Origin of the sequence: Geminocystis sp. GBBB08 (assembly GCF_016743215.1) — a bacterium.
Classification (GTDB): Bacteria; Cyanobacteriota; Cyanobacteriia; order Cyanobacteriales; family Cyanobacteriaceae; genus Geminocystis.
On the sequence record NZ_VRZC01000047.1, the window covers coordinates 1 to 24,800 of the forward strand.

25 protein-coding genes and 1 pseudogene are annotated in these 24,800 nt (G+C 33.7%); 7 read left to right on the forward strand and 19 right to left on the reverse strand.

Annotated features, from left to right (window positions below; translation table 11 throughout):
• From FWJ34_RS08105 to FWJ34_RS08120, 4 genes are all read right to left on the reverse strand, one after another.
• Positions 1-176 (reverse strand): response regulator (locus FWJ34_RS08105; RefSeq protein WP_308254842.1); only part of this gene is annotated, 176 nt, incomplete at its 3' end.
• Positions 177-345: 169 nt separating this feature from the next.
• Positions 346-717, reverse strand: a complete 372-nt coding sequence (gene rbfA / locus FWJ34_RS08110) for a 30S ribosome-binding factor RbfA (protein WP_308254819.1) — start codon at positions 715-717, stop codon at positions 346-348.
• Between the two features lie 69 nt (positions 718-786).
• Positions 787-1,023, reverse strand: coding sequence for a DUF751 family protein (locus FWJ34_RS08115; RefSeq protein WP_308254820.1), 237 nt, complete (start codon positions 1,021-1,023; stop codon positions 787-789).
• 103 nt (positions 1,024-1,126) lie between these two features.
• Entirely contained in the window at positions 1,127-1,912 is a 786-nt protein-coding gene (locus FWJ34_RS08120) for a DUF4388 domain-containing protein (protein WP_308254821.1), read from the reverse strand.
• Between the two features lie 136 nt (positions 1,913-2,048).
• On the opposite strand from FWJ34_RS08120, the gene FWJ34_RS08125 reads away from it, so the two are divergent.
• The 3 genes and pseudogenes from FWJ34_RS08125 to FWJ34_RS08135 all read left to right on the forward strand — a co-directional run.
• Positions 2,049-2,669: a helix-turn-helix transcriptional regulator gene (locus tag FWJ34_RS08125; RefSeq protein WP_308254822.1), complete on the forward strand. Its 621-nt coding sequence runs from the start codon at positions 2,049-2,051 to the stop codon at positions 2,667-2,669.
• Positions 2,670-2,746: 77 nt separating this feature from the next.
• Positions 2,747-3,073 carry a metalloregulator ArsR/SmtB family transcription factor gene (locus FWJ34_RS08130; protein ID WP_308254823.1) on the forward strand — a complete coding sequence of 109 codons (327 nt, stop codon included), beginning with the start codon at positions 2,747-2,749 and terminating at the stop codon, positions 3,071-3,073.
• A 20-nt stretch (positions 3,074-3,093) separates the two neighbouring features.
• A pseudogene (locus FWJ34_RS08135) lies at positions 3,094-3,282 on the forward strand (arsenical-resistance protein); the annotation flags it as partial.
• A gap of 75 nt (positions 3,283-3,357) precedes the next feature.
• On the opposite strand, the gene FWJ34_RS08140 reads toward FWJ34_RS08135, so the two are convergent.
• From FWJ34_RS08140 to FWJ34_RS08180, 9 genes are all read right to left on the reverse strand, one after another.
• A complete protein-coding gene (locus FWJ34_RS08140) occupies positions 3,358-4,047 on the reverse strand; it encodes a CatA-like O-acetyltransferase (protein WP_308254824.1) in 690 nt (229 codons plus the stop codon).
• Positions 4,048-4,158: 111 nt separating this feature from the next.
• On the reverse strand, positions 4,159-4,314 hold the full coding sequence (locus tag FWJ34_RS08145) for a hypothetical protein (RefSeq protein WP_396231775.1): 156 nt from the start codon (positions 4,312-4,314) through the stop codon (positions 4,159-4,161).
• A gap of 400 nt (positions 4,315-4,714) precedes the next feature.
• A complete protein-coding gene (locus tag FWJ34_RS08150) occupies positions 4,715-7,228 on the reverse strand; it encodes a mannose-1-phosphate guanyltransferase (RefSeq protein WP_308254825.1) in 2,514 nt (837 codons plus the stop codon).
• A gap of 295 nt (positions 7,229-7,523) precedes the next feature.
• Positions 7,524-8,819, reverse strand: a complete 1,296-nt coding sequence (gene purB, locus FWJ34_RS08155) for an adenylosuccinate lyase (RefSeq protein ID WP_308254826.1) — start codon at positions 8,817-8,819, stop codon at positions 7,524-7,526.
• A gap of 138 nt (positions 8,820-8,957) precedes the next feature.
• Entirely contained in the window at positions 8,958-9,923 is a 966-nt protein-coding gene (gene secF / locus FWJ34_RS08160) for a protein translocase subunit SecF (RefSeq protein WP_308254827.1), read from the reverse strand.
• A 151-nt stretch (positions 9,924-10,074) separates the two neighbouring features.
• Positions 10,075-11,487 (reverse strand): protein translocase subunit SecD, encoded by a 1,413-nt coding sequence (gene secD / locus FWJ34_RS08165; RefSeq protein ID WP_308254828.1) that lies wholly within the window; start codon positions 11,485-11,487, stop codon positions 10,075-10,077.
• Positions 11,488-11,554: 67 nt separating this feature from the next.
• Positions 11,555-12,538: an alpha-ketoacid dehydrogenase subunit beta gene (locus FWJ34_RS08170; protein WP_308254829.1), complete on the reverse strand. Its 984-nt coding sequence runs from the start codon at positions 12,536-12,538 to the stop codon at positions 11,555-11,557.
• 186 nt (positions 12,539-12,724) lie between these two features.
• Entirely contained in the window at positions 12,725-13,738 is a 1,014-nt protein-coding gene (locus tag FWJ34_RS08175) for a hypothetical protein (RefSeq protein ID WP_308254830.1), read from the reverse strand.
• A 220-nt stretch (positions 13,739-13,958) separates the two neighbouring features.
• Entirely contained in the window at positions 13,959-14,570 is a 612-nt protein-coding gene (locus tag FWJ34_RS08180; protein ID WP_308254831.1) for a Crp/Fnr family transcriptional regulator, read from the reverse strand.
• A gap of 104 nt (positions 14,571-14,674) precedes the next feature.
• On the opposite strand from FWJ34_RS08180, the gene FWJ34_RS08185 reads away from it, so the two are divergent.
• From FWJ34_RS08185 to FWJ34_RS08195, 3 genes are all read left to right on the forward strand, one after another.
• The gene (locus FWJ34_RS08185) at positions 14,675-15,064 is read left to right on the forward strand and encodes a hypothetical protein (RefSeq protein ID WP_308254832.1); all 390 of its coding nucleotides are present in this window, start codon (positions 14,675-14,677) and stop codon (positions 15,062-15,064) included.
• A gap of 44 nt (positions 15,065-15,108) precedes the next feature.
• Positions 15,109-15,930: a HEAT repeat domain-containing protein gene (locus tag FWJ34_RS08190; protein WP_308254833.1), complete on the forward strand. Its 822-nt coding sequence runs from the start codon at positions 15,109-15,111 to the stop codon at positions 15,928-15,930.
• 139 nt (positions 15,931-16,069) lie between these two features.
• Positions 16,070-17,017, forward strand: a complete 948-nt coding sequence (locus tag FWJ34_RS08195) for an ABC transporter ATP-binding protein (protein ID WP_308254834.1) — start codon at positions 16,070-16,072, stop codon at positions 17,015-17,017.
• A gap of 39 nt (positions 17,018-17,056) precedes the next feature.
• Here the strand turns inward: FWJ34_RS08195 and petG are convergent, their stop codons facing one another.
• Positions 17,057-17,173, reverse strand: a complete 117-nt coding sequence (gene petG / locus FWJ34_RS08200) for a cytochrome b6-f complex subunit V (protein ID WP_308254835.1) — start codon at positions 17,171-17,173, stop codon at positions 17,057-17,059.
• A gap of 302 nt (positions 17,174-17,475) precedes the next feature.
• On the opposite strand from petG, the gene FWJ34_RS08205 reads away from it, so the two are divergent.
• Positions 17,476-17,862: a cytochrome c gene (locus tag FWJ34_RS08205; RefSeq protein ID WP_308254836.1), complete on the forward strand. Its 387-nt coding sequence runs from the start codon at positions 17,476-17,478 to the stop codon at positions 17,860-17,862.
• Between the two features lie 6 nt (positions 17,863-17,868).
• On the opposite strand, the gene FWJ34_RS08210 is transcribed toward FWJ34_RS08205, so the two are convergent.
• The 5 genes from FWJ34_RS08210 to FWJ34_RS08230 all read right to left on the reverse strand — a co-directional run bounded on the left by FWJ34_RS08210 (position 17,869) and on the right by FWJ34_RS08230 (position 24,722).
• A complete protein-coding gene (locus FWJ34_RS08210; protein ID WP_308254837.1) occupies positions 17,869-18,996 on the reverse strand; it encodes an aldo/keto reductase in 1,128 nt (375 codons plus the stop codon).
• 106 nt (positions 18,997-19,102) lie between these two features.
• Entirely contained in the window at positions 19,103-20,101 is a 999-nt protein-coding gene (locus FWJ34_RS08215; protein WP_308254838.1) for a nitrate ABC transporter ATP-binding protein, read from the reverse strand.
• A 166-nt stretch (positions 20,102-20,267) separates the two neighbouring features.
• On the reverse strand, positions 20,268-22,268 hold the full coding sequence (locus tag FWJ34_RS08220; RefSeq protein ID WP_308254839.1) for a nitrate ABC transporter ATP-binding protein: 2,001 nt from the start codon (positions 22,266-22,268) through the stop codon (positions 20,268-20,270).
• 177 nt (positions 22,269-22,445) lie between these two features.
• Positions 22,446-23,282 carry a nitrate ABC transporter permease gene (ntrB, locus tag FWJ34_RS08225; protein ID WP_308254840.1) on the reverse strand — a complete coding sequence of 279 codons (837 nt, stop codon included), beginning with the start codon at positions 23,280-23,282 and terminating at the stop codon, positions 22,446-22,448.
• A gap of 156 nt (positions 23,283-23,438) precedes the next feature.
• On the reverse strand, positions 23,439-24,722 hold the full coding sequence (locus FWJ34_RS08230; RefSeq protein ID WP_308254841.1) for a CmpA/NrtA family ABC transporter substrate-binding protein: 1,284 nt from the start codon (positions 24,720-24,722) through the stop codon (positions 23,439-23,441).
• Positions 24,723-24,800: the final 78 nt, after the last annotated feature.

Genomic DNA, 24,800 nt, shown 5'->3' on the forward strand with positions numbered 1-24,800 from the left:
CCATCCATTTTGGGTAACATTAAGTCTAAAATAATTAAATCATAAGTCATGGTTTGAGCCAATTCCCACCCTATTTCTCCATCAAAAGCTGTTTCAACTAAATAATGATTATCTTTTAATATTTCACCCGTGGCCGCAGAAATTCTTTCGTCATCTTCTATTATTAAAATTTTCATAATAATTTGTTGATGTTATATTTTACTATATTTTAAGTCAGTATAGAATAACAATTCTTGATCAAAAAGAAGACAATTAAGACGACAAAAATGGCAATGATAATAATATTTCTTACTTCGGGTAAACTCAGTCTAATGGGGGGATATATAATTAATTTTTTAAGGGCAATTATTCTTCTTCCGTAGAAGAGTTATGAGTAATACTATTGATTAAATTAATCAAATTATCTCCTTTTTCTAAAGAAGAATCTTCTACAAAGCGAATTTCTGGGGTATGACGAAGACTAATTTTTTTACCTAAACTTTTTCTTACAAATGATGTACAGGCTTTTAAACCTTCCATAGTTTCATTTTTAGCACTATCTGTACCATAAATGCTAACAAAAACTTTTGCGTGTTGCAAATCACCTGAAATTTCTACGTCAGTAATACTAACCATACCGGCACCGACTCTATCATCTTTAATCTCACTAATCAACATTTGACTAATTTCTCTTTTAATTAAGGATGATACTTTTTCTACACGACGACTATTTGCCATTATTTTTTTCGTAATAAACGCCCTAATGTTCTTATTTTGGTTATCAATTAATCTTTAACCAAACAACAATTATACTGTATTAATCCCTAACATCGCTTTGAGAGTAAAGAAAAGAAAGAAAAAACTACCAATAAGTAATCCTAATATGGCAGTAGCGGTTACGGGATTAGTAAATAAGGGTTTAATTTGTTGCCATAGAAAGAAGAATATACCAAAAATTAAACTTACCATGTAGCGAGGATAACGTAACACATTTTCCCAAAAACCTTCAAATTCTACTGCTAAAATATTTTTATTAATCATCATTTAAGTGTTTTATTTTTACTTGAGAGATTATTTTGATTATATTATTCAAAACTTTTGCCTATTCCTGAGTTGCTTAATGATGCAAAAATTATCGTCATAATCTTTACTTTTTGATAAATTTGAAGGGAATAGGTAAATCAGGTACAGAAACTAAATCTATTAATCCTAGTTGAATATAGGGTAACATTAACCTTGTCATTTGCATAATATCTTGATTTAGTTGTAAGCTCAAATCTCGCAAAGTATTTTTACCATTAAACAACTTAATCATAATTTGAGAAGTTTTTTCGGAAGTTTTTTGTTTGAGTTGATCTGGTTGACGAATTAAAGGACAATCATTAGGAAAACGATCGGCTAATTTTCCGCCTTGCCATTTTTGCCACGCTTCCCACGCTTCCACAATAACTTGATCTGCGTCAATAAATAGTATTTGAGTTGACAAAGATTGAGAAGCATTTAATTGAAATACTATTTCCATACATTGAGTTACGTCAAATAAAATTTCGACAACCATACTGCGAATAATGAGACTCAGTTGTTGTCTAGTAACCTCTTCTGTTTGTAACCAATAGTTTAATAATTCATATTCCCAACATTTTTGAAAACTATCGTGTTGAAAAGTTTTGGTATCAATGGATGGTAAATAAGTAATTAATGCTGGTGCAAATCTAGTTACATTTCTTATCCATCTTCTGACAGGATGTTTTCCGCCAGTGGCATAGATTATTCTACCCAAATAAAGATAAAAAGTCCATTGTTCACCTTTGGCTGAACCAAGTATCAATTCTCCCGTAAACTGTGGTTGTTTTAGGGTTTGAAATAAATTAGATTGTCTTGTACCAATAAATTCTCTGATAGGAATTTTAGGAGATTTACTAGATTCTGTCATTACTACAATTTGGAGTCAGTGATTAGGTTACTTAAATTAATTTTAGATTAACCGTTATGATGAAATAAACTTTACTTAGATCTTTTCTAGTTTATCGTTATTCGAGCAAGGTATCATCACTATTAAAAAAATTATTATGAGTGACACAGTAAAAATTTTACGAGAGTTGATGACTCAAGCACAAATTCGAGATTACCTTCAACTTAGTCGTCAAAGTCAGGTATCTGAATTACAATTTTACCGTCTTGAGAATAATTTATTAGATCATATTCCTTTAGGAGTTGTCAAAAAAATAGCTAAGACTTTGAATATTCCTGTTACTACTTTAATTGATTATTTAAGCGGTAATTTAGATTTATTTAATGAGAATTATCAAAAAAATTTACAAATTGACAATCAAGAAGAAATTTCCCATTTAATAACTGAATATCAACAGGAAACAATTTCTATTTTAGAGTCTTTGTTATTACAATTACCCACACTTATTCATGTTATTAATAATAATCCTGAGTTACCAGCTTCTCGAATATTACCTTTACTTCAACCCTTAAATCAACTATTATCCTCTTGGGAAATTGAGCCAATTGGTCAAGTTGGTGATATTGTTAATTATAATCCTCAAGAACATGAGTTGATGGAAAATAATGATTTATCTCTAGAAGAAATTCAATTAGTAGAAATTCGTTATGTTGGTTATCGTCAAAAAGATAAGTTATTGTATCGTGCTAAAGTCAGCCTTAATAATGAGGAGAATTAGGAATTAGGAATTAGGAATTAGGAGAAGAAAAAATTACCTATTATCTATTCACTATCAACTATTAACTATTAATTAGAATGTCATTAACGGAGATTAATCATCAAGAAATTATTATCACTGGTTTTCATGCCCTGTCTGATAGTATTAGAATCCGAGTATTAGACTTATTGTGCACTAGAGAATTATGTGTTTGTGAGATTACGGAAATTCTTGATATACCCCAATCGAAGTTATCTTTTCACCTTAAAACTCTACGAGAGGCAAATTTACTTCATAGTCGTCAGCAAGGAAAATGGACATATTACAGTATCAATCTATCTCAATTAGTACTTTTAGAAAAATATTTAGCAGATTTTAGACGCTCAATAGTGCTACTTCCGACTCGTATATGTGAAGATTTGTAAAAGATTATGTCTATATATTTTTTGAAATTACGATCGCCACTGCTGTAATGTTATTTGGTTTAAATTCAGGGGAGGCATTAGCAACAGTAGTCGGAGTGTTAATGGAAATTCCTGTTATGTTAGTGTTAGTAGAAATATGTAAAAAAACTGCATTTTGGTTTAGAAGAGAGCCTGAAAAAGCTACTTTATTAGATCCTAGATTAATATAGCAATTTTATCTAAGTAATGAGATTTTATTTAAGTAAAATTTAGAATAAATGGATAATCAATATTAAAACTTATTATTATGAGTGATTATTAAACTGATTTTGAAAATCTTGAATTAATAAACTATACACAAAAGGATCTGTGACGCTATGATGTAACTTAACGGCTAAAGGTATATAAAGTTTCTCCTTTTTCCAGTATCTTTCACCAAAATAAAACATTGGTTGTCCTTCAATCAAATTTTTTTGCCAATGTAATGTTAAACTGGTAAATCTCAAATTTGGCAAATTACCGATAAAACAAGATAATAAATAAGTTACCGCTTCTACTCTTTTTCCTTCCCCTTTTCTAATATTCTCTAAATTCCATCGATATTGACGAATAAAATCATTATAAGATAATTGATTAACATCTTCTAAAACCATCTCAGAAAATCTTTCTTTTCCTCCAATAGCAATGGGTATAACAATAGGAGGATTATCTAAAATATACCAATTATTTTCAAATAATCTCAAATTAAAACAAAAGTGATTAGGTAATATTTTTACCAAATTCCAAATTAAAAAAGCAAAAAAAGTTGATTCTTTATTCTTTACTGATTCATATATTTTATAGGCTTTTGTTACTTCTAATTGTATGGTAAGATCAATAGAAGGATTTTGTAAAATATCGTTTTTAGTAAAAAAATCTAATGACCAATTTAAGTAACCTTCTTTATCAATTTCATTTAATAATCTTGGTTGGTATTTTTCAGGAATAATGATCATTTGATAGACTGAAGAAACTAATAGTAAACGTTCAGGGTGTTTTCATGATAGAGAATATCTTATTATTAAATATAGATGATAAATATTCATTAGTAAAATCTTTTTGATCATTTATAATTTTAGAGTTATAGAAGAAGAATTTAAGAAAATATCTAAATTTTTGATTAACTCAGAAATACCTTGAATAATTAATAAAATTGGACTAATAATAATCAAAGTTTTAATAGGATAACGGGGCAATCCACCATCATCAGGAGATATTTCCATTATTTGCCATGAATTAATTACATACTGCTATGAGCTATTTTTAAGGCTAAATTTATAAAGTAATAAAGGATCAAATATTAGATTTTTTGATGGGGTTGTCGCCAAGAATTTATCTTTTATCTCCTTTTTATCCCCCTTGAAAAAGGAAAAATTTAATGAGTATCTTCTTTTGACATTTAACTCAGATCTTGCACCAGTACAATAATACCAATGAAACAAAACGGGAAAAATCAATTTTAGGAGTTTTAAAATCAATTCTGATTACTTTTCCCTCTTCCCTCTTCCCTTTTCCCTATCCTCATCGAGAATTGATGATAGAGATGCAAGATCTAAGTTTAAGATAGATTTAATCATAGGGCTTTAGCTGTTACTAACAATAGTAATTATTGCTAAAGAAAAATTAGATGATTTGTTGTGTCAGAATAAATTCTTGCACTTTACTTCGATAAATTTGTAAATGTTCATCTACCCATTCTCTACTATCACTATTAGCATAAATATGAATTAAAGGCTCTCCCGCATCGGGTAAAATTAACACCCAGTTATCAGTATGCCGTTGAATTATTTTAACACCGTCAATTAATTCTAATTTTTCTTGTAATTCTGTTTCTACAAGATAACGCATCAATGAACCTTTGACTTTAGAAGGACAACGTAAAGAAATAGATTTATGACAAACAAGTGGTAATTCACTTCTAACCTGTGTAAGCGATCTCTCTTGTACTGTAAGCATTTCAATTAATTTAGCGATGGTAAACATAGCATCAAAACCAGGGTGAAGTTGAGGAAAAATAAATCCCATATCACCGCTACCGCCTAACACTACATTATGACTGTGTTGGGTTGCTTCCATAATCGCCGTGGGATTGGCTTTTGTGCGAATTACTTTACCATCATGACGACGGGCAATTTGTTCTACCGCCGAAGAAGTATTAACAGGGACAACTACCGTGCTTCTTGGATGAGCTGTTAAAATGGTATTTACCATCAAAGCTGTTAATTCTTCTCCCCGAATTTGAATGCCAGATTCATCAACTAAAATTAATAATTCTCCATTAGCTGACACTTGTACTCCGAAATTAGCTTTTAACGCTTCAACTACATGACCTAATTGAAATAAAAGATTTTCTCTTTCTGTATTAGAAATCGCTCGTTGACGCAAAGTAGCATTTAAGACTACCGCATCACATCCGAATCTCGCTAATAATTGCGGTAAAATTGCTCCTGAGACAGAATAAACATAATCAATTACAATTTTAGTGTTGCTATTGGTAATGGCATTAATATTCAGATGTTTCTCAAAAGTATCACGATAGGTTTCTAGTACTTGAGAAGGATAAGACATATTGCCAATATCCATTGCCTGTACTCTTCTTAAATCTTCTTTGAAATAAGCACCTTCAATTTTTTTCTCTTTTGCTTTCGAGATATTAATCCCGTTGGCATCAAAAATTTCAATCAAAATATAATCATGGCGATCAGGATGCAATCTTACATGAACACCACCTACTACGTCTAAATGAGGACTCATGGTACGAGAAATAGGAATAGCGGTAGATTCTAGGTTTTGAATATCAATGCCTACAGACATTAAACCTGCGATAAAAGAGCGACTTACCATGCGAGAGACACTACGCTGATCTCTTGATACTACGATACAACTACGAGGCTTAAGAGTTGAACCATAAGCAGCACCTAGTTTAACGGCAAATTCAGGGGTAATGTCAATATTGGCTAAACCAGTAACTCCCCTTTGCCCAAAAAGATTACGATGAGCAATGTTACCCCAAATCAAGTTAATGTTTAAAATTGCACCGGATTCAATTCGTTTACTGGGCCAAACCCTTACTCCTGTGTTGATTTGAGATTCTTCTCCAATATTACATAATTGACCGATTACTGCACCTTCTAAAATTTGCGATCGCCGATCAATTCTTGTCCCTCTAGCGATAACACAAGCAGAAACAGAGGCTTCTTCACCGACAATAACACCATTCCAAATAATAGGACGATTTAACTCAGCATCATCACCAACGGTGACATTATCACCAATAATTGTACCACCACGAATTTTAGCACGAGAACCGATACGACAATGACTACCAATCAGACAAGGACTTTCCACTAATGCGGTAGGATCAATATAAGTATTTTCCCCAATCCAGATACCTTGTGCTGTTTCTGCATAAGGAAATTTTAAATTAACTTTGCCATCTAAAGCATCATAATGAGCTTCTCGATAGGTTTCTAAATTGCCCACATCACACCAATAATCATCGGCAATATAACCATACATGGGTTCTTCTTGTTTTAAAAGTAAAGGAAATAAATCTTGAGAAAAATCAGCTTCTTCTTGTAAAGGTAAATATTCCAAAATTTCAGGTTCAAGAATATAAGTACCAGTGTTAACGGTATCGGAAAAAATTTCGCTAGTAGAAGGTTTTTCTAAAAATCGTTGTATTTTGCCTTCACTATCAGTAATAACTACGCCAAAATCGATAGGATTAGGTACTCTAGTTAAAATCAGAGTCGCTTTCGATTTTTTTTCTCGATGAAAAGCGATGGCTTCTTGTAAGTTAAAATCCGTGATGCTATCACCACTGATAACGACAAAGGTATCATCTAACATTTGTTCAATATTTTTGACACATCCTGCTGTACCAAGAGGTTGATCTTCCTCGACAGAATATTTCATGACAACGTCAAAATCTTTACCATCCTGAAAATAATCTCGAAAAACATCGGGTAAATAGTGTAGAGTAGCGATAACTTCATTAATACCGTGATGTTTAAGTAAATTAACAATATGTTCAGCAATGGGTCTGTTTAAGACTGGTACCATAGGCTTAGGTAAATCGCAAGTTAAAGGGCGTAATCTTGTACCAGAACCACCAGCCATTAAAACAGCGCGCATAATTTCTCCTTTTAACGATTAATTTAGGGAAAATAAATAATAAGTAACAAGTAATAAGTAAAAAAAGGTAATAGGCTAATAGTTAAAGATTCAGAAATTGAATAATATCCAGTTCGTTTAAATACTTATAATAAATATTTCTGTTATATGTGTTTTTATATATAAGTTTAATCGTTGCGCTTTTTAAGGCTTTTTGATAAATGACTTTATCCACTACTACCAACTTGATTTATCCTTAATCATCCAAACTTGATATAACCTTCTAAATTCTAAATTCTCCTTTACTGATTACTAATTAAATTCCTAGTCTTTGATAAATTGTGTCAAGATTCTTTAAGTGTTGTTGCGGATCAAAACAAGTATCAATCTCCGTATCTGATAATAATTGTTTAACTTCAGCGTTATTTTCAATTAAATTACGAAAATTACCTTCTTTGGTATTCCATGCTTGATGAGCACAACCTTGCACTAGTTTATAAGCATCTTCTCGACTCATTCCTTTTGATACTAACGCAAGTAAAACTTTTTGACTAAAAATAACACCTCCATAAACATTCATATTTCTAATCATGTTATTCGGATAAACTAACAAGTTTTGAATCAAATTAGTGGTTTCTCTCAACATAAAATGAATCAAAATGCAAGTATCAGGCAAAATTACTCTTTCAACAGAACTATGAGAAATATCTCTTTCATGCCATAAAGCTACATTCTCTAAAGCTGCTACTGCATTACCTCTGATAATTCTTGCCATGCCTGTTATTCGTTCGCTACGAATAGGGTTACGCTTATGGGGCATTGCTGATGAACCTTTTTGTCCTTTAGAAAAATACTCTTCAACTTCTAAAACATCACTACGTTGTAGATTACGAATTTCCACCGAAAATCTTTCTAAGGATGCTGCTACTAAGGCTATTTGTTGCACAAACTCTGCATGACGATCTCTTGATATGACTTGAGTTGAAGCCGTATCAGGTTCTAATCCTAATAAATTACAGGCGATCGCCTCTATACGAGGATCGATATTAGCATAAGTTCCCACAGCACCAGAAATTTTACCCACAGAAATATCTTGACGTAATTTCACTAAACGATCACGATTCCGACGCATTTCCGCTAACCAACCTGCTAGTTTGAAACCGAAGGTAATCGGTTCGGCATGGATACCGTGCGATCGCCCTACCATAAAAGTATAACGGTGTTGTTGTGCCTGATAACGTATAGCTTGGATAGTTTCTTCTACAGATTCGAGGATCAGATTTAAACTAGCTACCATTTGTAATGCAAGAGCAGTATCAAGCATATCAGAGCTAGTCATACCAAGATGAATATATCTACCGACATCTCCTACATATTCATTAACATTAGTTAAGAAAGCGATAACATCGTGACGAACTTCCGCTTCAATTTCTAATACTCTTTGAACATCAAAATTAGCCTTAGCCTTAATTTCTTCTACCGCTTCTTTCGGAATATTGCCTACTTCTGCTTGTGCTTCACAAACGGCAATTTCTACCTGTAACCAGGTTTTTAAACGATATTCGTCTGTCCAAATTCCGCCCATTTCGGGCAAGGTATAGCGTTCAATCACTGCAATTTTTAGCTTTTTGCAAATACAACTATCATATTTTACTATAAAAGTATCATCTAATAGGAATTTAGAATGAGGAATGAGGAATGAGAGAATAAAGAGTCACCGTATCAACTATTAACTATTAACTATCAACTATCAACTATTCACTATTACTTCTTTTTGATTAATAATTTTACGCCACCAACCAAGTAAAGTACTGGCAATAAAAATACTGGAATAGGCACCACAAACAAAGCCAATAATTAACGCAAGAGCAAAATATTTAAGAGTTTCACCACCGAATAAAAAAATTGCCACCACCGGTAAAAGAGTGGTTAAAGTGGTATTAATGGAACGAGTTAAGGTTTGTAATACAGCAGCGTCAACAATCTCATTTATATTTTCGGTATCGGCTTCTTTACCTATTTCTCGAATGCGATCGTAAATGACAACGGTATCGTTAACAGAAAATCCAGTAATAGTAAGTAAAGCTACCAAAAATAGAGTATCGACTTCGACACCACTGACTAAACCTAAGACGGCAAAAACCCCAGTAGTGACTAAAACGTCATGAAATAAAGCAATAACGGCAAAAATAGCGTAATCAGTTTTAAATCGAAAACTTAAATAAACGATAATCCCCACAAAAGAGACTATTAAGGCTAAAAGTCCAGAAATAAATAACTCCTTCCCTACCGTAGGACCTACAGTGTCGATTTGAATGGTTTTTTGATCAAATACGCCTATTTTTTCTGTTAATACTTTTTGTAAGTTAATTCTTTCATTAACGTCTAAAGTTTTAGTGCGGATAGAAATGCCTTGTTTATTTTCGCCGACAATTTGAATACTACTATTATTGCCTAAATTTTCACTGTCTAAAACTTCCCTAACTTCATTGACAGTTAAAGAGCGTGCACCTTGTGTGCCTTCGGCATCGCAATTATTAGGTATAGTGCAATCCAATTCTAGTTGTAATCGTGTACCACCAGCAAAATCGAGACTAGGACGTAAAATAGTGCCGATGGAAGTATAAGAGAGAATCATAGCCACTATGCTTCCAATACATAGAAATGCTGAGATACTCCACCATATTTTTTGCCATTTAACTACGCTAAATTTCATAATTCAATAAAAAAAGTAATTTTAATAAATACATTTATTCACAAACCTTAAAATTAAAAATACCGTGATATAAGCATCTTGCTTGTAATTAATTCACCCTGTCTTAAAATAAGAGTCTAATAATTCTAAATTCTAAATTCTAAATTCTAAATTAATTATTGACGGGTTTAATATTTGGACAAAATAATCCTGGGCGTTGACGAATAGACGGAAAACCTAACACTATAATTAGCATAAAAGTACGAGTACAAGTCAAAGCCGTAAACATACTAATTACAACACCAATACCTAAAGTTAAGGCAAAACCCTTGACTAAACCCGAACCTAGCCAAAATAAAGCGACACAAGCGATTAAGGTGGTAATGTTACCATCTAAAATACTGGAAAAGGCTCGATAAAATCCTGATTCTACCGAACGATATAAGGTTTTTCCATCTCTTAATTCTTCTCTAGTACGTTCAAAAATTAATACATTTGCATCAACTGCCATCCCGATACTGAGTAGAAAACCTGCGATACCGGGTAAAGTTAAAGTAACACCAGCTAAAGAAAAACAAGCTAAATTGAGTACAGCATAGATAATTAAAGCAAAATCGGCAATAACCCCGGGTAGGCGATAATAAACTGCCATAAATACTAAAACGAGAATTAAACCGACTAAACCGGCGATAATACTACGACGAATGCTATCTTGTCCTAAAGTTGCACCAACGGTACGATTTTCAACAATTTTTACAGGTAATGGTAACGCCCCACCTTCTAACTGTAAGGCTAATTCTTTAGCTTGTTCGAGGGTAAAACCACCACCACCAGAGATAGTTGCCCTACCGCCCATAATACCGGTAGTTGCATATTCAGCACTAACCCCAGGAGAACTAATTAGTTTATTATCAAGGAAAATTCCTAAAGTACGTCCTGTACCTGCTATGCTTTTGGTTAATTCAGCAAATAACTTCCCCCCTTCATCGTTAAATTCTAAGACAACTTCCCAATCTTTACCCTGTTGACTGGGTTGATAATTGGCTTTTTTGAGCTTTTCCCCAGTTAATTCGCTTTTAACATATATTTTTTGGGATAATTCAGCTATTTCCGTTTTTATTTTCTCTATTTTCTCCTCTTGTGCTTTTAATTCTTTTCCTTGTAATGATTGAGCTTGAAAAACTAATTCTCCGAATTCTTGTTGTTTAATTTGATATTGGGCTTGAATTTCAGGATTATCCGTTTCCGTACGGAAATCTAATTGTGCTGTGCCTCCTAACACTCTTTCTGCTTCTTGAGGATCATTAACACCGGGTAATTGTACTAAAATGCGATCGCTTCCCACACTTTGCACAACGGCCTCTGATACTCCTAAACCATTGACTCTATTATCAATAACTGTGCGTACACCTTCTAGTTTTTCAGGAGTAATCTCTGGGACTTCTGGAGTAGGTTGTAATTGAATTGTTAGTTGTGATCCACCCCTTAAATCTAACCCTAATTGTAAAGGTAAATTGACTAAAGTCAAAATAGAAGTAGCAACTAAAACAATAATTAAGATAATAAATACTCTTTGTTTTTCCATTAATTGGTAATTTTTAATAAAGATAAAATAAAATTTTAAATATTGTAATTGTTAATTGTTCATTTTACTAAATTTGGTTATTCATGATTTTACTCACAGCTTCAACAATTTGCTCTGGTTGTACGATGGTTAATCTCTCTAATGTTCCATTATAGGGAGTAGGAATATCTTGAGAAGAAAGACGCACTACAGGACCATCTAATTCATCAAATAATTGATACTTGATAGATGCCGTTAATTCAGCACCAATCCCACCAGTTTTCATACATTCCTCCACAATAATTACTCTATGGGTTTTGCGTATTGATTCGCCAATAGTCTCCATATCTAAGGGTTTGAGAGAAATTAAATCGATAATTTCAGGATCATAACCATCTTTTTCGATTTGCTTCAATGCTTGAGTGCAATGATGTCTCATACGAGAATAAGTCAAAATTGTTACGTCTTTACCTTGACGCACTATTTCTGCTTTATTTAAGGGTAAAGTGTATTCATAATCAGGCAAATTTTCTTTATGATTATATAACAAAACGTGTTCAAAAAATAATACAGGGTTATCGTCTCTAATGGCAGATTTTAGTAACCCTTTAGCATTATAAGCTGTTGAACAAGCGACAATTTTTAACCCTGGCACTGCCTGAAAATAAGCTTCTAATCTTTGAGAGTGTTCCGCCCCAAGCTGTCTGCCTACACCACCAGGTCCACGAATTACTGTAGGAATTTTATAGTTACCACCAGAAGTATAACGCATCATCCCGGCATTATTGGCGATTTGGTTAAAGGCAAGTAAGAGAAAACCCATATTCATGCCTTCAATAATCGGACGTAATCCTGACATTGCGGCACCTACTGCCATCCCTGTAAAGCTATTTTCGGCAATAGGGGTGTCTAATACTCTAAATTCACCGTATTTTTCGTATAAACCCTTAGTTACTTTATATGATCCACCATATTGTCCTACATCTTCTCCTAAGACAAACACTTTGTCATCTTTTGCCATTTCTTCATCAATAGCTTGACGCAAAGCATTAAACATCAATGTTTCTGCCATTATTTTCCTTTAATATTACTAGCTATAGCAAAACTCATTTTATCATTTTTTTGTCAGTATATTAGACCTTAATAAGGGGTTGCCGAAAAGTCTATCCGGTTCATGGGGTGTTAAGTTTTAGTTAGATCTTCCTTCCTATCTCGTCTTCATCATTTTTCCTTAGTTAAACGTCAGACAATTGGTGGATTAAGCTTTAATAGCACACAGAAAGACAATAAAATTAAAGACCAGATAAGAGATTAAAAAAATAGGGAAAAAGACTTTTCTATCTAACTTTATGGATTTTGCTTCTTTGCCTTTTTCGATTAACAAGTATGAATAAATAGCCGTAACTCCTCCCACACAGACATAAAATAAAGTGGTGATGTGAATTATGTCCACAAAAGTTAAATATGGTGTGTTGCCCAAAACTCCTTGAAGGGAAATCATATTAACTACAATAGCAAACAGAGAGCCAACCAAGAGTTGAGTTCGTTCTCCCAACTCTACGAAAAAACCAAGTAAAATAGCCACAAAAGAAGCGTAAACCCCTGCAATTAATTTAAAAAATCCCAGTAAATCGGTTCTTTCAAGTTCTATGTGTATTTCAAAACGAGTATATTCACTGCTTCCGGATGATAATTGTGGATCACCAAAGGTAGTTTCGTATTGGAACTTGTTAGCGTAGAGTTCCAGATCTTTGATCTTCCAACCTTCCAAAAGAATATTTTTATCGTAGTTACTATTTCTTCTATCTACAGTATAAACGAAATCATCAGTACTCTTAATAGTTTCCTCCAATGCGATAATAAGAGTATGACGATCAAACGGGTATTTTTTGATGTTCCATTCATATTTAATAACAGTACGAAATCTTCTTTGTGCCCAATAAACTTTATTGAAAGATTTAAAAGAACCATATAAATCTTTTGTTTCTATTACATTATCAAAATCGGTCTCAACATCAACAACATTAATTACTTCCATATCTTGTAAAGGCTTTAAGTCAGGGAAAGGGCAAACACTCCATGCCCAAAAGTCGGCTGTGAAAGTTTTTTCAGCAAAATTAAATTCAGGAAGTGATAATAGATAGATTCCTATTTCGCAGGTTTTTGGTTTATGTTCAGATTCTGCCAAAACAGATAAAGTTGTCTGAGGGGAAAAAACCCAAATTAGCAAACAAAACAAAATAATTTTGGCAATTTTGGACAATAATTTCATGTTATTTTGTAGTATATTGTCGGTACTTAGACAAAAAAGTCCCATTTTAGTCAATACTAATGATTATCATGAAATATAAACTATTTTTTCTGAGGTTTTAAGAGTTATAGTTAGTAAGGGAATAAAGAATACTGGTGATGGTAAGGAAAAGGCCATGGCGACTACCTTTGATCGATAACCAGGCCTAAAATATTTTTAATTGGTAAAACTTTAATTCGATTTATAATTTTTGATTGTGTAATAATATATGACGACTGTTATCAAAAGAAATAAACCCTTGTTTTTGTAAATCTCCTAATAATCTGGTTACAGTTACTCTTGTCGTACTAATAGCATTAGCTAGATTTTGATGGGTAAATTTTACTTTTATTCTGACACTTGATTCTTTTTTGTCGCCAATTTCTCTGCCCAACAATTTCAGTAATTTTATCAATCTATCTTCTACTCTTTTTAAACCGGCGATCGCCAATAATTCCTCACTTTGTTGAAGACGTTTTACTACCTGAAAAAGTATTTTTTGTGCCAAATAAGCATTTTTCTCTATTTCTGTCAAAGAATACCACTGTAAATAAACATCAGATAAAGCCTTAGCCTGAAAAGTATCAAGAGAAGTAAGTAAAATGCCAAAATAGTTATCAGATTGTACCCACCCTAACAAAGTTTCTTCTCCTTGAGTATTAAATTTCAGTAACTGTACTACCCCACGATTAACTTGCCAAATACCTTCACTAATAAGAGGTATCTCTTCACCTCTGTCATAAAAATGCAACCTTCTTTCACTTGATTGAATTGGTAGGGTTAAATTATGATTAGAAAGAGATGTGAGTAACATAAAAATTTAGTGTGATTAAGAATACATTGACTTAACCATCAGAATATCTCGTTAAAGTTAAGAAAAGGTAATGAAAAGTTTAAATTTTATTCTTGAATGGCATTATGGATAAAGACATTGAAAATCAAAGCGTCTCAAATCAAGAAATTGATCGACTACATCAATTAACGGTTTATGGTAGATGGTTATTAGTAGTTATGTCGTGGATTTTAATTCTACCTTGGGCATTATGGGAATTACGAGAAACTATTTCTCTCTGTCAAGAATATTGTACATGGTCAGCGATACGAGCTGGAATGGAATTTAATCCTTGGGGTGCATTGGGGTTAGTTTTTTGTTTTGCTTTTGCGACTTCTGTTTTAGTCTGGCAAAGTAGTTATATTTTAAGGGGAGGACTTTCTGATAAACAAAAATATTATCTGACGGAAAAGGTGAAAAAAATTCGTCTTCAAAATAAGAAAAATTGGCTTTATCGCTTAATGTATGATAATTAGAGAATTACGTCATTTTTTTTAATTATTTTTTGAACTGTTTTGCCATGAATACCGAAATATCTATCACACCAGAAATAGCCATTGCCAATTTAAACCAAAAAGAAGATTTAGGATTAAGATATTATGCCGCTTGGTGGTTAGGTAAATTTCGGATAAAAACAGCCATAGCAGTCGAAAGTTTAATCAATGCCCTTGAAGATAAGGAAGATAGAGCCCCTGATGGCGGTTTTCCGTTGCGTAGAAACGCCGCTAAAGCCTTGGGTAAATTGGATGATTTAAGGGCAGTTGAGCCTTTAATTAAGTGTTTTGAGTGCGATGATTATTATGTTAGAGAATCCGCCGCCCAAGCCTTAGAAATGCTAAAAGATTCACGAGCTATTCAACCCCTAATTAATCTTTTAGATAATGCTGTCAAGGATGATCAATTAACCAATTATGCCTTAGATCCAGTCATAGGTAAACCTTATCTGAATCAACCCTATGAAGCAATTATCGAGGCTTTAGGGACACTTCAGGTCAAAAATGCCCTAAATTTGATTAAGCCTTTTATTAAACATCCTACACCCAAAATAGCTTATGCCGCCGCAAGAGCAATGTATCAGTTAACCCATGAGGATGTTTATGGAGAAATATTAGTATCAGCATTGCAAGGAGAAGAGTTACAATTAAGACGATCGGCATTAATGGATTTAGGAGCGATTGGTTATGTAAAATCAGCAGAAGCGATAGGGGAGGCTTTGGCAGAAAATAGCTTAAAATTAATTGCTATGAAAGGTTTATTAGAATATCAAGTAAAACGGGATCAAGATAACGAATTATCAACAGATAGTATCAAGTTAATGAATATAATGGACAAACTCCTATAGTTAATAGTTGTTGGTAAGGCTTAAACAATCTTCAATCCCTATGTAGTAACTATTTATAGTAATTTACTACAATAATTGAGAAATAGGCATTTTGCCTGTTAATTCCTAATTCCTAATTCCTAATTCCTAATTCCTAATCATGATTGAAGTTGAAAATTTAAGTAAAATTTACGGTGCAACGGAGGCGATTAAAGATATATCTTTTTCTGTGGAAAAAGGGACAATTTTAGGGTTTTTAGGCCCAAATGGAGCAGGTAAAACTACAACTATGCGCATTCTGAGTGGTTATATTCCAGCAACCACTGGTAAAGTTAAAATCGCTGGTTTTGAAGTGCATGAAAATCCGATGGCAGTAAGGCAAAGAATCGGTTATTTACCAGAAACCCCTCCCCTTTATACTGATATGACTGTTAAGGATTATCTCGGTTTCGTAACAAAAATTAAAGGAATTTCTCACGGAGATCGAGAAGAAAAGATCAAAAAGGCGTTACAATGCTGTCAATTAGAAGATCGTGCTCATACGATTATCAGGAAATTATCGAAAGGTTATCGTCAAAGAGTAGGTATAGCACAAGCTATAGTTCATGAACCTCCTGTGATTATTTTAGATGAACCTACCGTAGGTTTAGATCCTCGTCAAATTATTGAAGTGAGAAATCTAATTAAAAGTTTAGCAGGAGAAAGAACCGTTATTTTATCAACTCATATATTACCTGAAGTAAGTATGACTTGCGATTTGGTGACAATTATCAATAAAGGTATAGTTGTAGCAACAGGAAAACCAGATGAACTTTTACAACAATTACAGAGTAATGCTGGTTATGAAATAGAGGTAGAAGGAGATACGACTAATTTATTACCAAAACTCAAACAAATTCCTGGGGTTAAAAGTGTTAATAGTGGAGAAATAATCAACACTGGCAATCGTTTATTACTGAAAATTACCCTTGATAATAATTATGATGTAGGAAAAGATATTGCTTATACTATTGTTAATGAAGGAGTGGGTATTTATGAGATGAAAAGAAGTCATCCTTCTTTAGAAGACGTATTTTTATTACTTACTACTAATGAGTCATTAACTTAATTATCTGTTAATTGTTAATAATAAATTATAAATGGTTAATTATTCTAAGCCGATTTCGCTACTGCGCTTATATTGACGATAGGCGGCAAAAAATAAACCAAGAAGGGTGACGGGAATTAAGCCTAAAACAATACCAAGTAACAAAGGTTCAATCATTAATTTGCTGTGTGAATTTGATTAAATTATCTTAAAATTTTCTGATCTTCTATGCTACCAAAAAAAGGTCAAGGGAATTAGAAATTAAGAGTTAAGAGTTAAGAGTTACAGGCAAGATGTCTGTTTTATTTTTATAGTCTAAGCAAAGTGAAGGATCAGTTATTCATTATAGACTATTCACTAATTATTCACTATAGACTATTGACTATAATTATTTTCATCCTGAGGGTATAATAGTGGCATTAATGAAAAAAAATGTTGCAAAATGTTAATTAAATAAACTAAAAATTAATTATGAATCAGTGAATAACCAGTTATTAGAAAAAGATCTAAATTATACCAATATTAAAAACACCACTATAAGCCTTTTAACAGTCATCATAATCCTTACCTTGGTGATAATAGCATGGTGGTTAATACCCACAAAAAATCCTTATATACAAAAAGTATTCTCTTTTCAAGGTAATATTGAACGGGGTAACGCTATTTTTCAAGTTAATTGCGCAGGTTGTCATGGTATCAATGGTAACGGAAATGTGGGACCTAGTTTAAAGGATGTGTCAAAACATAAATCTGAAGTACAAATTATTAATCAGGTTATAGGAGGTAAAACTCCACCCATGCCTAAATTTCAACCTTCCCCTGAAGATATGGCAGATTTACTCAGTTATTTACGTCAACTTTCTTAAGTTGATCTACTCCCATAATCTTCGTCTTCCACTACCATTAAATTTAGTATGACTATCCCTTAATAATTGAGGAATATTGAGAGTTTCTGGGCATCTTGGCAGACATTCACCACAATCAGTACATCTGTTTCCTTTTTTCCCCCAAAACCAATGCCCAGCATTTTCTAGCATCTGATAACGATAACTTGCGTATTCTGTCATGTCTAATCCAACCCCTAAGTTTCGCAACCGCAAAATTTCAGGAATGTTGATATTTTCAGGACAAGGTAAACATTTGTAGCATTGTAAACATTGATCAGTTGTTAAGGTATCTTTAAGAGTTTTTTGGATTTTTTCTAAGGTTTCTAATTCTAAACTCGTCAATTCTCCATCATCATCAGCTACAGATAACGGATTAATTAATTCATTCGGGTTACTCGCACCAACACTTAAGGTAGTAATTTGAGGATTACTCAAAAGAAAACGATAATTTAACAGTAAAGGAGTTAAAGGTTGACATATTTGGCTTAATTTCCCTGAAGGTTGATATAAACGTCCGCCTTTATCGGTTGGGGATATAATAAAAATGCCTAAATCTTGTTTTTTTGCTAACTCAATAATAGGTGCATGACGTTGAAAGAAATAATAATAATGAAGATTAACAAACTCGAAAAAACTCGTTAAAATTGTTGCCGAAATTAACTCTAAACTGCCGTGAGTTGAAAAACCAATATGCTTTATTTTTCCTTGTTTTTTTGCTTTTTGTAAAACTGTTAAACAACTATTTTCTTGAGTTAATAATTCTAAATGTTCCCAAGTATTAACCCCATGAATAGCAATATTATCAAGATAATCAACTCCTAAACGAGATAATGAATCATCTAACCATTGTTTCATGATTTTTGCATCATCAACAGGAGTTAATTTAGTAGTAATAAATATTTTTTCCCGAGGAATATTTAACTTTTTTAAAGCTAATCCTAAAAATACTTCACTTTCACCATAACCTCTAGCAGTTTCAATATGATTTATTCCTAATTCTAAAGCCTTTTTTACAGTTTCTAATAACTGAGATTGAGAATAACAACACCCCATTAAACCGAGGGAAAATACCGATAAATTTAATTCAGTTTTCCCAAAACGACGATATTTCATCTTAATTTTACCAGTGCAAAATAAATTGTATATCAGTAAGAGGTTTAAACCTTTGTTCTCTAAATTACCCAAAAATAAAATGCACGAATATTTATAATTGTAATCGTTAATTACTGATTTGTTGCGTATTATTCTTGGGAGATTGCTCGTTATTACCGTTAAAAGATTGAAATAAAGTAAATCCAGCGATCGCTGCTACAATTAAGCCGCCGACAATTCCAGCTATTTTGAGTTTATTATTCTGGATTTCTGGTTCAATAATATCATCGGTAGGATCTTCTGAATGAGCAAAACGATTAAATAAGAAATCTAAAGCATAGTTGCGTAATTCGTAGTAACGGGGATCTTCGGTAATTTGAGCACGATTACGAGGACGAGAAAAAGGAATATCAAGAACTTCTCCAATTTTAGCACTAGGGCCATTAGTCATCATGACGAGACGATCAGCTAAAAATAGAGCTTCGTCTATATCATGAGTGATCATCATGACTGTTAGTCTATGGTTACGCCAAATTTGTAATAATTCTTCCTGTAATTCCTCTTTGGTGATAGCATCCAATGCACCAAAAGGTTCATCTAAAATTAAGACTTCTGGACAAATGGCTAAAGCACGAGCAATGGCAACCCTTTGTTTCATACCTCCAGACAATTGGTTAGGTTTCTTTTTAGCGGCTTCTGTCAAACCTACCATCGCTAAATGTTCTTCCACAAGAGCAAGTTTTTCTTGTTTATTTTTGTGGGGATAGACGGCACTAACGGCAAGATAAACATTCTCAAAAGCAGTTTTCCATGGCAACAAACAGTAATTTTGAAATACCATCATCCGATCAGGACCCGGTTCGGCGATAATCTTATCTTTAAGTTTTACAGTGCCAGTGGTAGGTTGATTAAAACCAGAAATCATGTTTAAAAGAGTTGATTTACCACAACCTGAATGCCCAATAACGCAAACAAATTCACCCTCTTTGACAGTTAAATTAACGTCATCTAAAACAGTGTAATCACCGTTGGAGGTGGTATAAACTTTAGAGACTTGATCAATGGTTAAAAAGGCAGTTTTTTCAAGGGTAATAGTCTTATTTTCAGTATTCATTAAACTTTGCATAATTTTTAAAATAGTATTAGTAAACTTTAGGAATTAATTGATTTGATTTATTCTCGCAAAGACGCAAAGGGTTAATTCTCAATAAACTGTAGGGTGAGGCGTTTCAAATTTTCAGCCCCTAAGAATTTTTCTTCTTTTTCCCCCTAAAATTGAGGGTAAGGAGCAATTATTGTTTTGCTAAATCATCAATCAAAATCTCCGATACTTGATAATCTCGGCGGATAGTGAATCTTTCTAAGTAGCCTATAGGATCATCAGGATTAAACACCATTTTGTCAAATAGTTGAAAACTATGGCGATCGGGTTCAACATCCGAAAAACCTAACTGCCTACAAGCCTCACCAAATAAATCAGGACGACGTACTCTTTCTAAAATTTCAACCCAGTTACGAGGAAACGGTGTATAACCCCAACGGGCTAATTGAGTTAAAATCCATAATCCTTCAACTCTACCAGGGGAATTAGCTTGATCCACATAAAATTGATTAAACCTCAATAAAGACTCCGTTTTTGTACCATAATTATAAGGATCAACCAACCCCGGACGAATATATTTAGCCTCAACATTGAGATATTCTGGACGAGCTAGTAATTCGACAATTTCTTCACGATTACGGCGATCATCACAATATTCACAAGCCTCAATCAAAGCCTTAACTAATGCTAAATGAGTTTGAGGGTGTTTTTCTACCCATTCTTCTTTTACCCCTAAAACTTTTTCGGGATGTCCTGCCCAAATATCTAAATCTGTAGCAATAACGAAACCTAAATCATTCTGTACTGCACGAGAGTTCCAAGGTTCCCCCACACAGTAACCATCAATGTTCCCTGCCTTGAGATTTGCTACCATTTGCGGAGGTGGAATTACCGCTAAACTTACATCTTGATCGGGATCAATTCCCCCTGAAGCCAACCAGTAACGCAGTAGTAGGTTGTGCATGGAAGCTGGGTGTACAATCCCAAAAGTATGGACTTTATCAGGAGTTTTGGCGATCACTTCTTTTAATTCTTCAAGATTTGTCACCCCCATTTCTTGTAATTCTTTACTTAAAGTAATGGCATTGCCGTTCCGACTCAACACCATAGAAGTAATCATGGGAATAGAAGGCTTACCACCTGCTCCCAAAGTCATACTTAAAGGCATTCCTGCCACCATTTGTGCCGCATCCAATCGTTTTTCAGCGATACCCCTTGCCAATTCTTGCCATGATGGTTCACGGACTAAGTTCACTTGTTCTAGCCCATGTTGTGCAAAAAATCCTTTCTCTTTTGCAACAATTAAAGGAGCACAGTCACTTAAGGGAATGAAACCAATATCAAGGTTAATTTTTTCTAAACCGTTACTTGCCACTGCTTCTTTCTGGGTGATAACTGTACCAACTTTTTTCGATCGCTTCTGTTGATTGAGAAAGTAAACCATTTCGTTTCTCAGAGCGTAGTATCTGGGGTGATTTACCACTTCTAATCTTTGTCGTGGACGGGGGATAGGTACTTCTAATACTTGTCCAATATGAGCCTCCGGACCAGTGGTTAACATGACGATGCGATCAGATAACAATAAGGCTTCATCTACATCATGAGTTACCATGATACAAGTAACATTATTTTCTTGGACAATACGCATCAAACTTTCTTGTAAATTACCTCTTGTTAAAGCATCCAAAGCTCCAAAAGGTTCATCTAAAAGCAATACTTTCGGTTTTGTAGCTAAAGCCCTAGCGATCGCAACTCTTTGTTTCATTCCCCCAGAAAGTTGTCCGGGTTTCTTATTGGCAGCGTGTTTTAAACCAACAATAGAGATATTTTCATCTACAATGGCTTTTCTTTCCGCTTCAGGATAGTTATTCATCACACGATTAACCGCCAGGGCAATATTTTGACGCACTGTTAACCAAGGTAATAAAGAATAGTTTTGAAATACTACCATTCGATCAGGACCTGGTTCAGTTACTTCTCGTCCTTCAAGAATAACACCACCGTGAGTAGCATTAGATAAACCCGCCACCATATTTAAAAGTGTGGACTTACCGCAACCAGAATGACCAATTAAAGAAATAAATTCTCCTTTTTCGATTTTCAAATTAATGTTGCGTAAAGCGATATATTCTCCTCCATTAACAAGGGGGAATATTTTATCAACGTGATCAATTTCAATAAAATTTTGCATAGTTTAAAGATTAGAAATAAATGAGATTTGGCTATAAGAGATTAGGAAGTAAGGAATAAATGAGATTTGGCAATTAGGGATTAATCAATAACCCACCGTGAATAAATTTCACAGCTAAGCTAATAGCTATCGTTGACTAAAGCGACTCGAACAATTCACTATTCAGCCCATCCATTACTATTTTTGTTCTTCAGGAACAACTAAACTAGCAATAAAACTAACAAGTCTATCTAGCAATAAACCAACAATTCCTACATAAATTAAAGCAAGAATAATTTGACTCATTTGTGAGCTATTATAAGCATCCCAAATAAAGAAACCAATACCCACACCTCCCACTAACATTTCGGCAGCAATAATCGCTAACCATGATAAACCAATCCCAATTTTTAAACCAGTGAAAATATAAGGCACTGTAGAAGGAAATAAGATGTTAAAAAAGTACTCTATTTTTGATAGTTTAAGCACCCTAGAAACGTTATTATAATCTTGAGGAATTTGTTGCACTCCTACCGTTGTATTAATGATAATAGGCCAAATTGCTGTAATAAAAATAACGAAAATAGCAGAAGGATCAGATTGTCTTAAAGCCGCTAAGGATATCGGTAACCAAGCTAAAGGAGGAATAGTTCTTAATACTTGAAAAATGGGATCTAAGGCTGAATAAACAAGTCTATTTGCACCGATTAAAATACCTAAAGCAATACCAACTACTGAAGCTAAAGAAAAGCCGATGGCGACCCGTTTTAAACTAGCTAAAAGTTGCCAAAATAAACCAACATCTGTACCACCATTATTAAAAAATGGATTGATAATATAAGGATCCCATGTGTCTTTTATTACCGTAATAGGTGAGGGTAAATTAGGTTTTTCTCCTGAACATAAAATTTGCCAAATTGCTAATAAAATGAATAAAGCAACGAAGGGAGCAACAATTTTTCTCGTGTTTTGAGAATAAAGAATTGAGTTTAAAATATTAGCAGTTTGAGAAGTTTTTTCAAATCTTGCAGTCATAATTTTAGATTAATAAATAATTAAGAGTTTTTACAATAAAATAAATTCAAGAAGACTATATATTAGGTTAGATAAATATTGATAAAAAACGTTGCGTCTTGGCATCGAGTGCGAGAGTTTTACCATAATTATTTAACCTTTCAATAGTTGATAGTGCTAAATTTTCTTGATTTTTAATCCATCTAAATAGGCTTTAGGGTTTTCAGGATCAAATTTTGTACCATCAAAAAAAGTTTCTACCCCACGAGATGTACTGGTGGGAATTTCTGCATCAGCTACCTTTAAGGCTTTCGCCGCTTCTTTCCACAAATCTTCACGGTTAACTTGATCAACCAATGCTTTAGTATCAGTATCAGCAGGAATATAACCCCAGCGAATATCTTCTGTTAAAAACCATAAATCATGACTCTTGAAAGGATAGGAAGCGTTATCTTTCCAGAATTTCATGGCTTGAGGGAAGTTTTCTACTGTTCTACCGTTACCGAAATCAATAGTACCTTTAGAACGTCCGACAATATCATCAAAAGGCACTTTAAACCACTTATCTTGAGAAACAATTTTACACATTTCTTCAATATTTTCAGGTTTATCACACCATTGTTGAGCCTCTAAAACTGCCATTAATAATGCTTTTGCAGCTTTGGGGTTTGCATCAACCCAATCTTTTCTTAGAGTGAAGGCTTTTTCTGGGTGATCTTTCCATAATTCACCAGTAACTAAGGCGGTAAAACCTACTTTTTGATTGACTAATTGAGCATTCCAAGGTTCACCAACACAGAAAGATTCCATGTTACCAACTTTCATGTTAGCAACCATTTGGGGGGGAGGCACGGGAATAACAGAAACATCGGTATCAGGATTAATTCCTCCAGCCGCTAACCAATAACGCATCCATAAGTCATGAGTACCACCAGGGAAAGTCACAGCACATTTTAATTGATTACCACCGGCTTTGGCTTTTGCAAAAGTATCTTTTAAAACTGAACTATCCAGAGCTACTTTCAGATCTTTGTACTTATCGGCTACAGATATAGCTTGACCATTGACGTTTAACCTCGCCATGAGATACATAGGTACAGGTTGCTTCGTTTTAGTAATTGTACCTAATGTCATCAGGTAAGGCATAGGAGTAAGAATGTGCGCACCATCAATACCACCTCCCCCCGAACCTAATTCCAGATTATCTCTAGTAACAGGCCACGATGCTTGTTTTAATATTTCTACTCCAGTCATGCCGTATTTATCAAAAAAGCCTTTCTCTTTGGCAATAATTAAGGGTGCAGAATCTGTTAAGGCGATAAAACCTAATTTAGCGGTAGTAACTTCAGGCGCATCCCCAGTAGCTGGTGCGGTATTAGTGGGAGTTGTGGTAGTTGTTTCAGGTGTTGTATTACTAGCAGTGGTGCAACCATGTAAAATAGCACTACCTACGGCGGTCACTCCTGCAGCAAAAATAAACTTTCGTCGGGATTCTTGGGACGTTGCTTAATGAAATCTGTGCTTTATTGAAATTTTGGT

Coding starts and splice junctions, on each gene's coding strand:
- petG (WP_308254835.1), bottom strand. CDS start 17,173: ATGATTGAACCTTTGTTACTTGGTATTGTTTTAGGCTTAATTCCCGTC.
- FWJ34_RS08185 (WP_308254832.1), top strand. CDS start 14,675: ATGGATAAAGACATTGAAAATCAAAGCGTCTCAAATCAAGAAATTGAT.
- FWJ34_RS08115 (WP_308254820.1), bottom strand. CDS start 1,023: ATGATGATTAATAAAAATATTTTAGCAGTAGAATTTGAAGGTTTTTGG.
- FWJ34_RS08130 (WP_308254823.1), top strand. CDS start 2,747: ATGTCATTAACGGAGATTAATCATCAAGAAATTATTATCACTGGTTTT.
- FWJ34_RS08125 (WP_308254822.1), top strand. CDS start 2,049: ATGAGTGACACAGTAAAAATTTTACGAGAGTTGATGACTCAAGCACAA.
- FWJ34_RS08175 (WP_308254830.1), bottom strand. CDS start 13,738: ATGAAATTATTGTCCAAAATTGCCAAAATTATTTTGTTTTGTTTGCTA.
- FWJ34_RS08195 (WP_308254834.1), top strand. CDS start 16,070: ATGATTGAAGTTGAAAATTTAAGTAAAATTTACGGTGCAACGGAGGCG.
- FWJ34_RS08120 (WP_308254821.1), bottom strand. CDS start 1,912: ATGACAGAATCTAGTAAATCTCCTAAAATTCCTATCAGAGAATTTATT.
- ntrB (WP_308254840.1), bottom strand. CDS start 23,282: ATGACTGCAAGATTTGAAAAAACTTCTCAAACTGCTAATATTTTAAAC.
- secD (WP_308254828.1), bottom strand. CDS start 11,487: ATGGAAAAACAAAGAGTATTTATTATCTTAATTATTGTTTTAGTTGCT.
- FWJ34_RS08170 (WP_308254829.1), bottom strand. CDS start 12,538: ATGGCAGAAACATTGATGTTTAATGCTTTGCGTCAAGCTATTGATGAA.
- rbfA (WP_308254819.1), bottom strand. CDS start 717: ATGGCAAATAGTCGTCGTGTAGAAAAAGTATCATCCTTAATTAAAAGA.
- FWJ34_RS08220 (WP_308254839.1), bottom strand. CDS start 22,268: ATGCAAAATTTTATTGAAATTGATCACGTTGATAAAATATTCCCCCTT.
- FWJ34_RS08190 (WP_308254833.1), top strand. CDS start 15,109: ATGAATACCGAAATATCTATCACACCAGAAATAGCCATTGCCAATTTA.
- FWJ34_RS08145 (WP_396231775.1), bottom strand. CDS start 4,314: ATGGAAATATCTCCTGATGATGGTGGATTGCCCCGTTATCCTATTAAA.
- FWJ34_RS08180 (WP_308254831.1), bottom strand. CDS start 14,570: ATGTTACTCACATCTCTTTCTAATCATAATTTAACCCTACCAATTCAA.
- FWJ34_RS08215 (WP_308254838.1), bottom strand. CDS start 20,101: ATGCAAAGTTTAATGAATACTGAAAATAAGACTATTACCCTTGAAAAA.
- secF (WP_308254827.1), bottom strand. CDS start 9,923: ATGAAATTTAGCGTAGTTAAATGGCAAAAAATATGGTGGAGTATCTCA.
- FWJ34_RS08150 (WP_308254825.1), bottom strand. CDS start 7,228: ATGCGCGCTGTTTTAATGGCTGGTGGTTCTGGTACAAGATTACGCCCT.
- FWJ34_RS08140 (WP_308254824.1), bottom strand. CDS start 4,047: ATGATCATTATTCCTGAAAAATACCAACCAAGATTATTAAATGAAATT.
- FWJ34_RS08210 (WP_308254837.1), bottom strand. CDS start 18,996: ATGAAATATCGTCGTTTTGGGAAAACTGAATTAAATTTATCGGTATTT.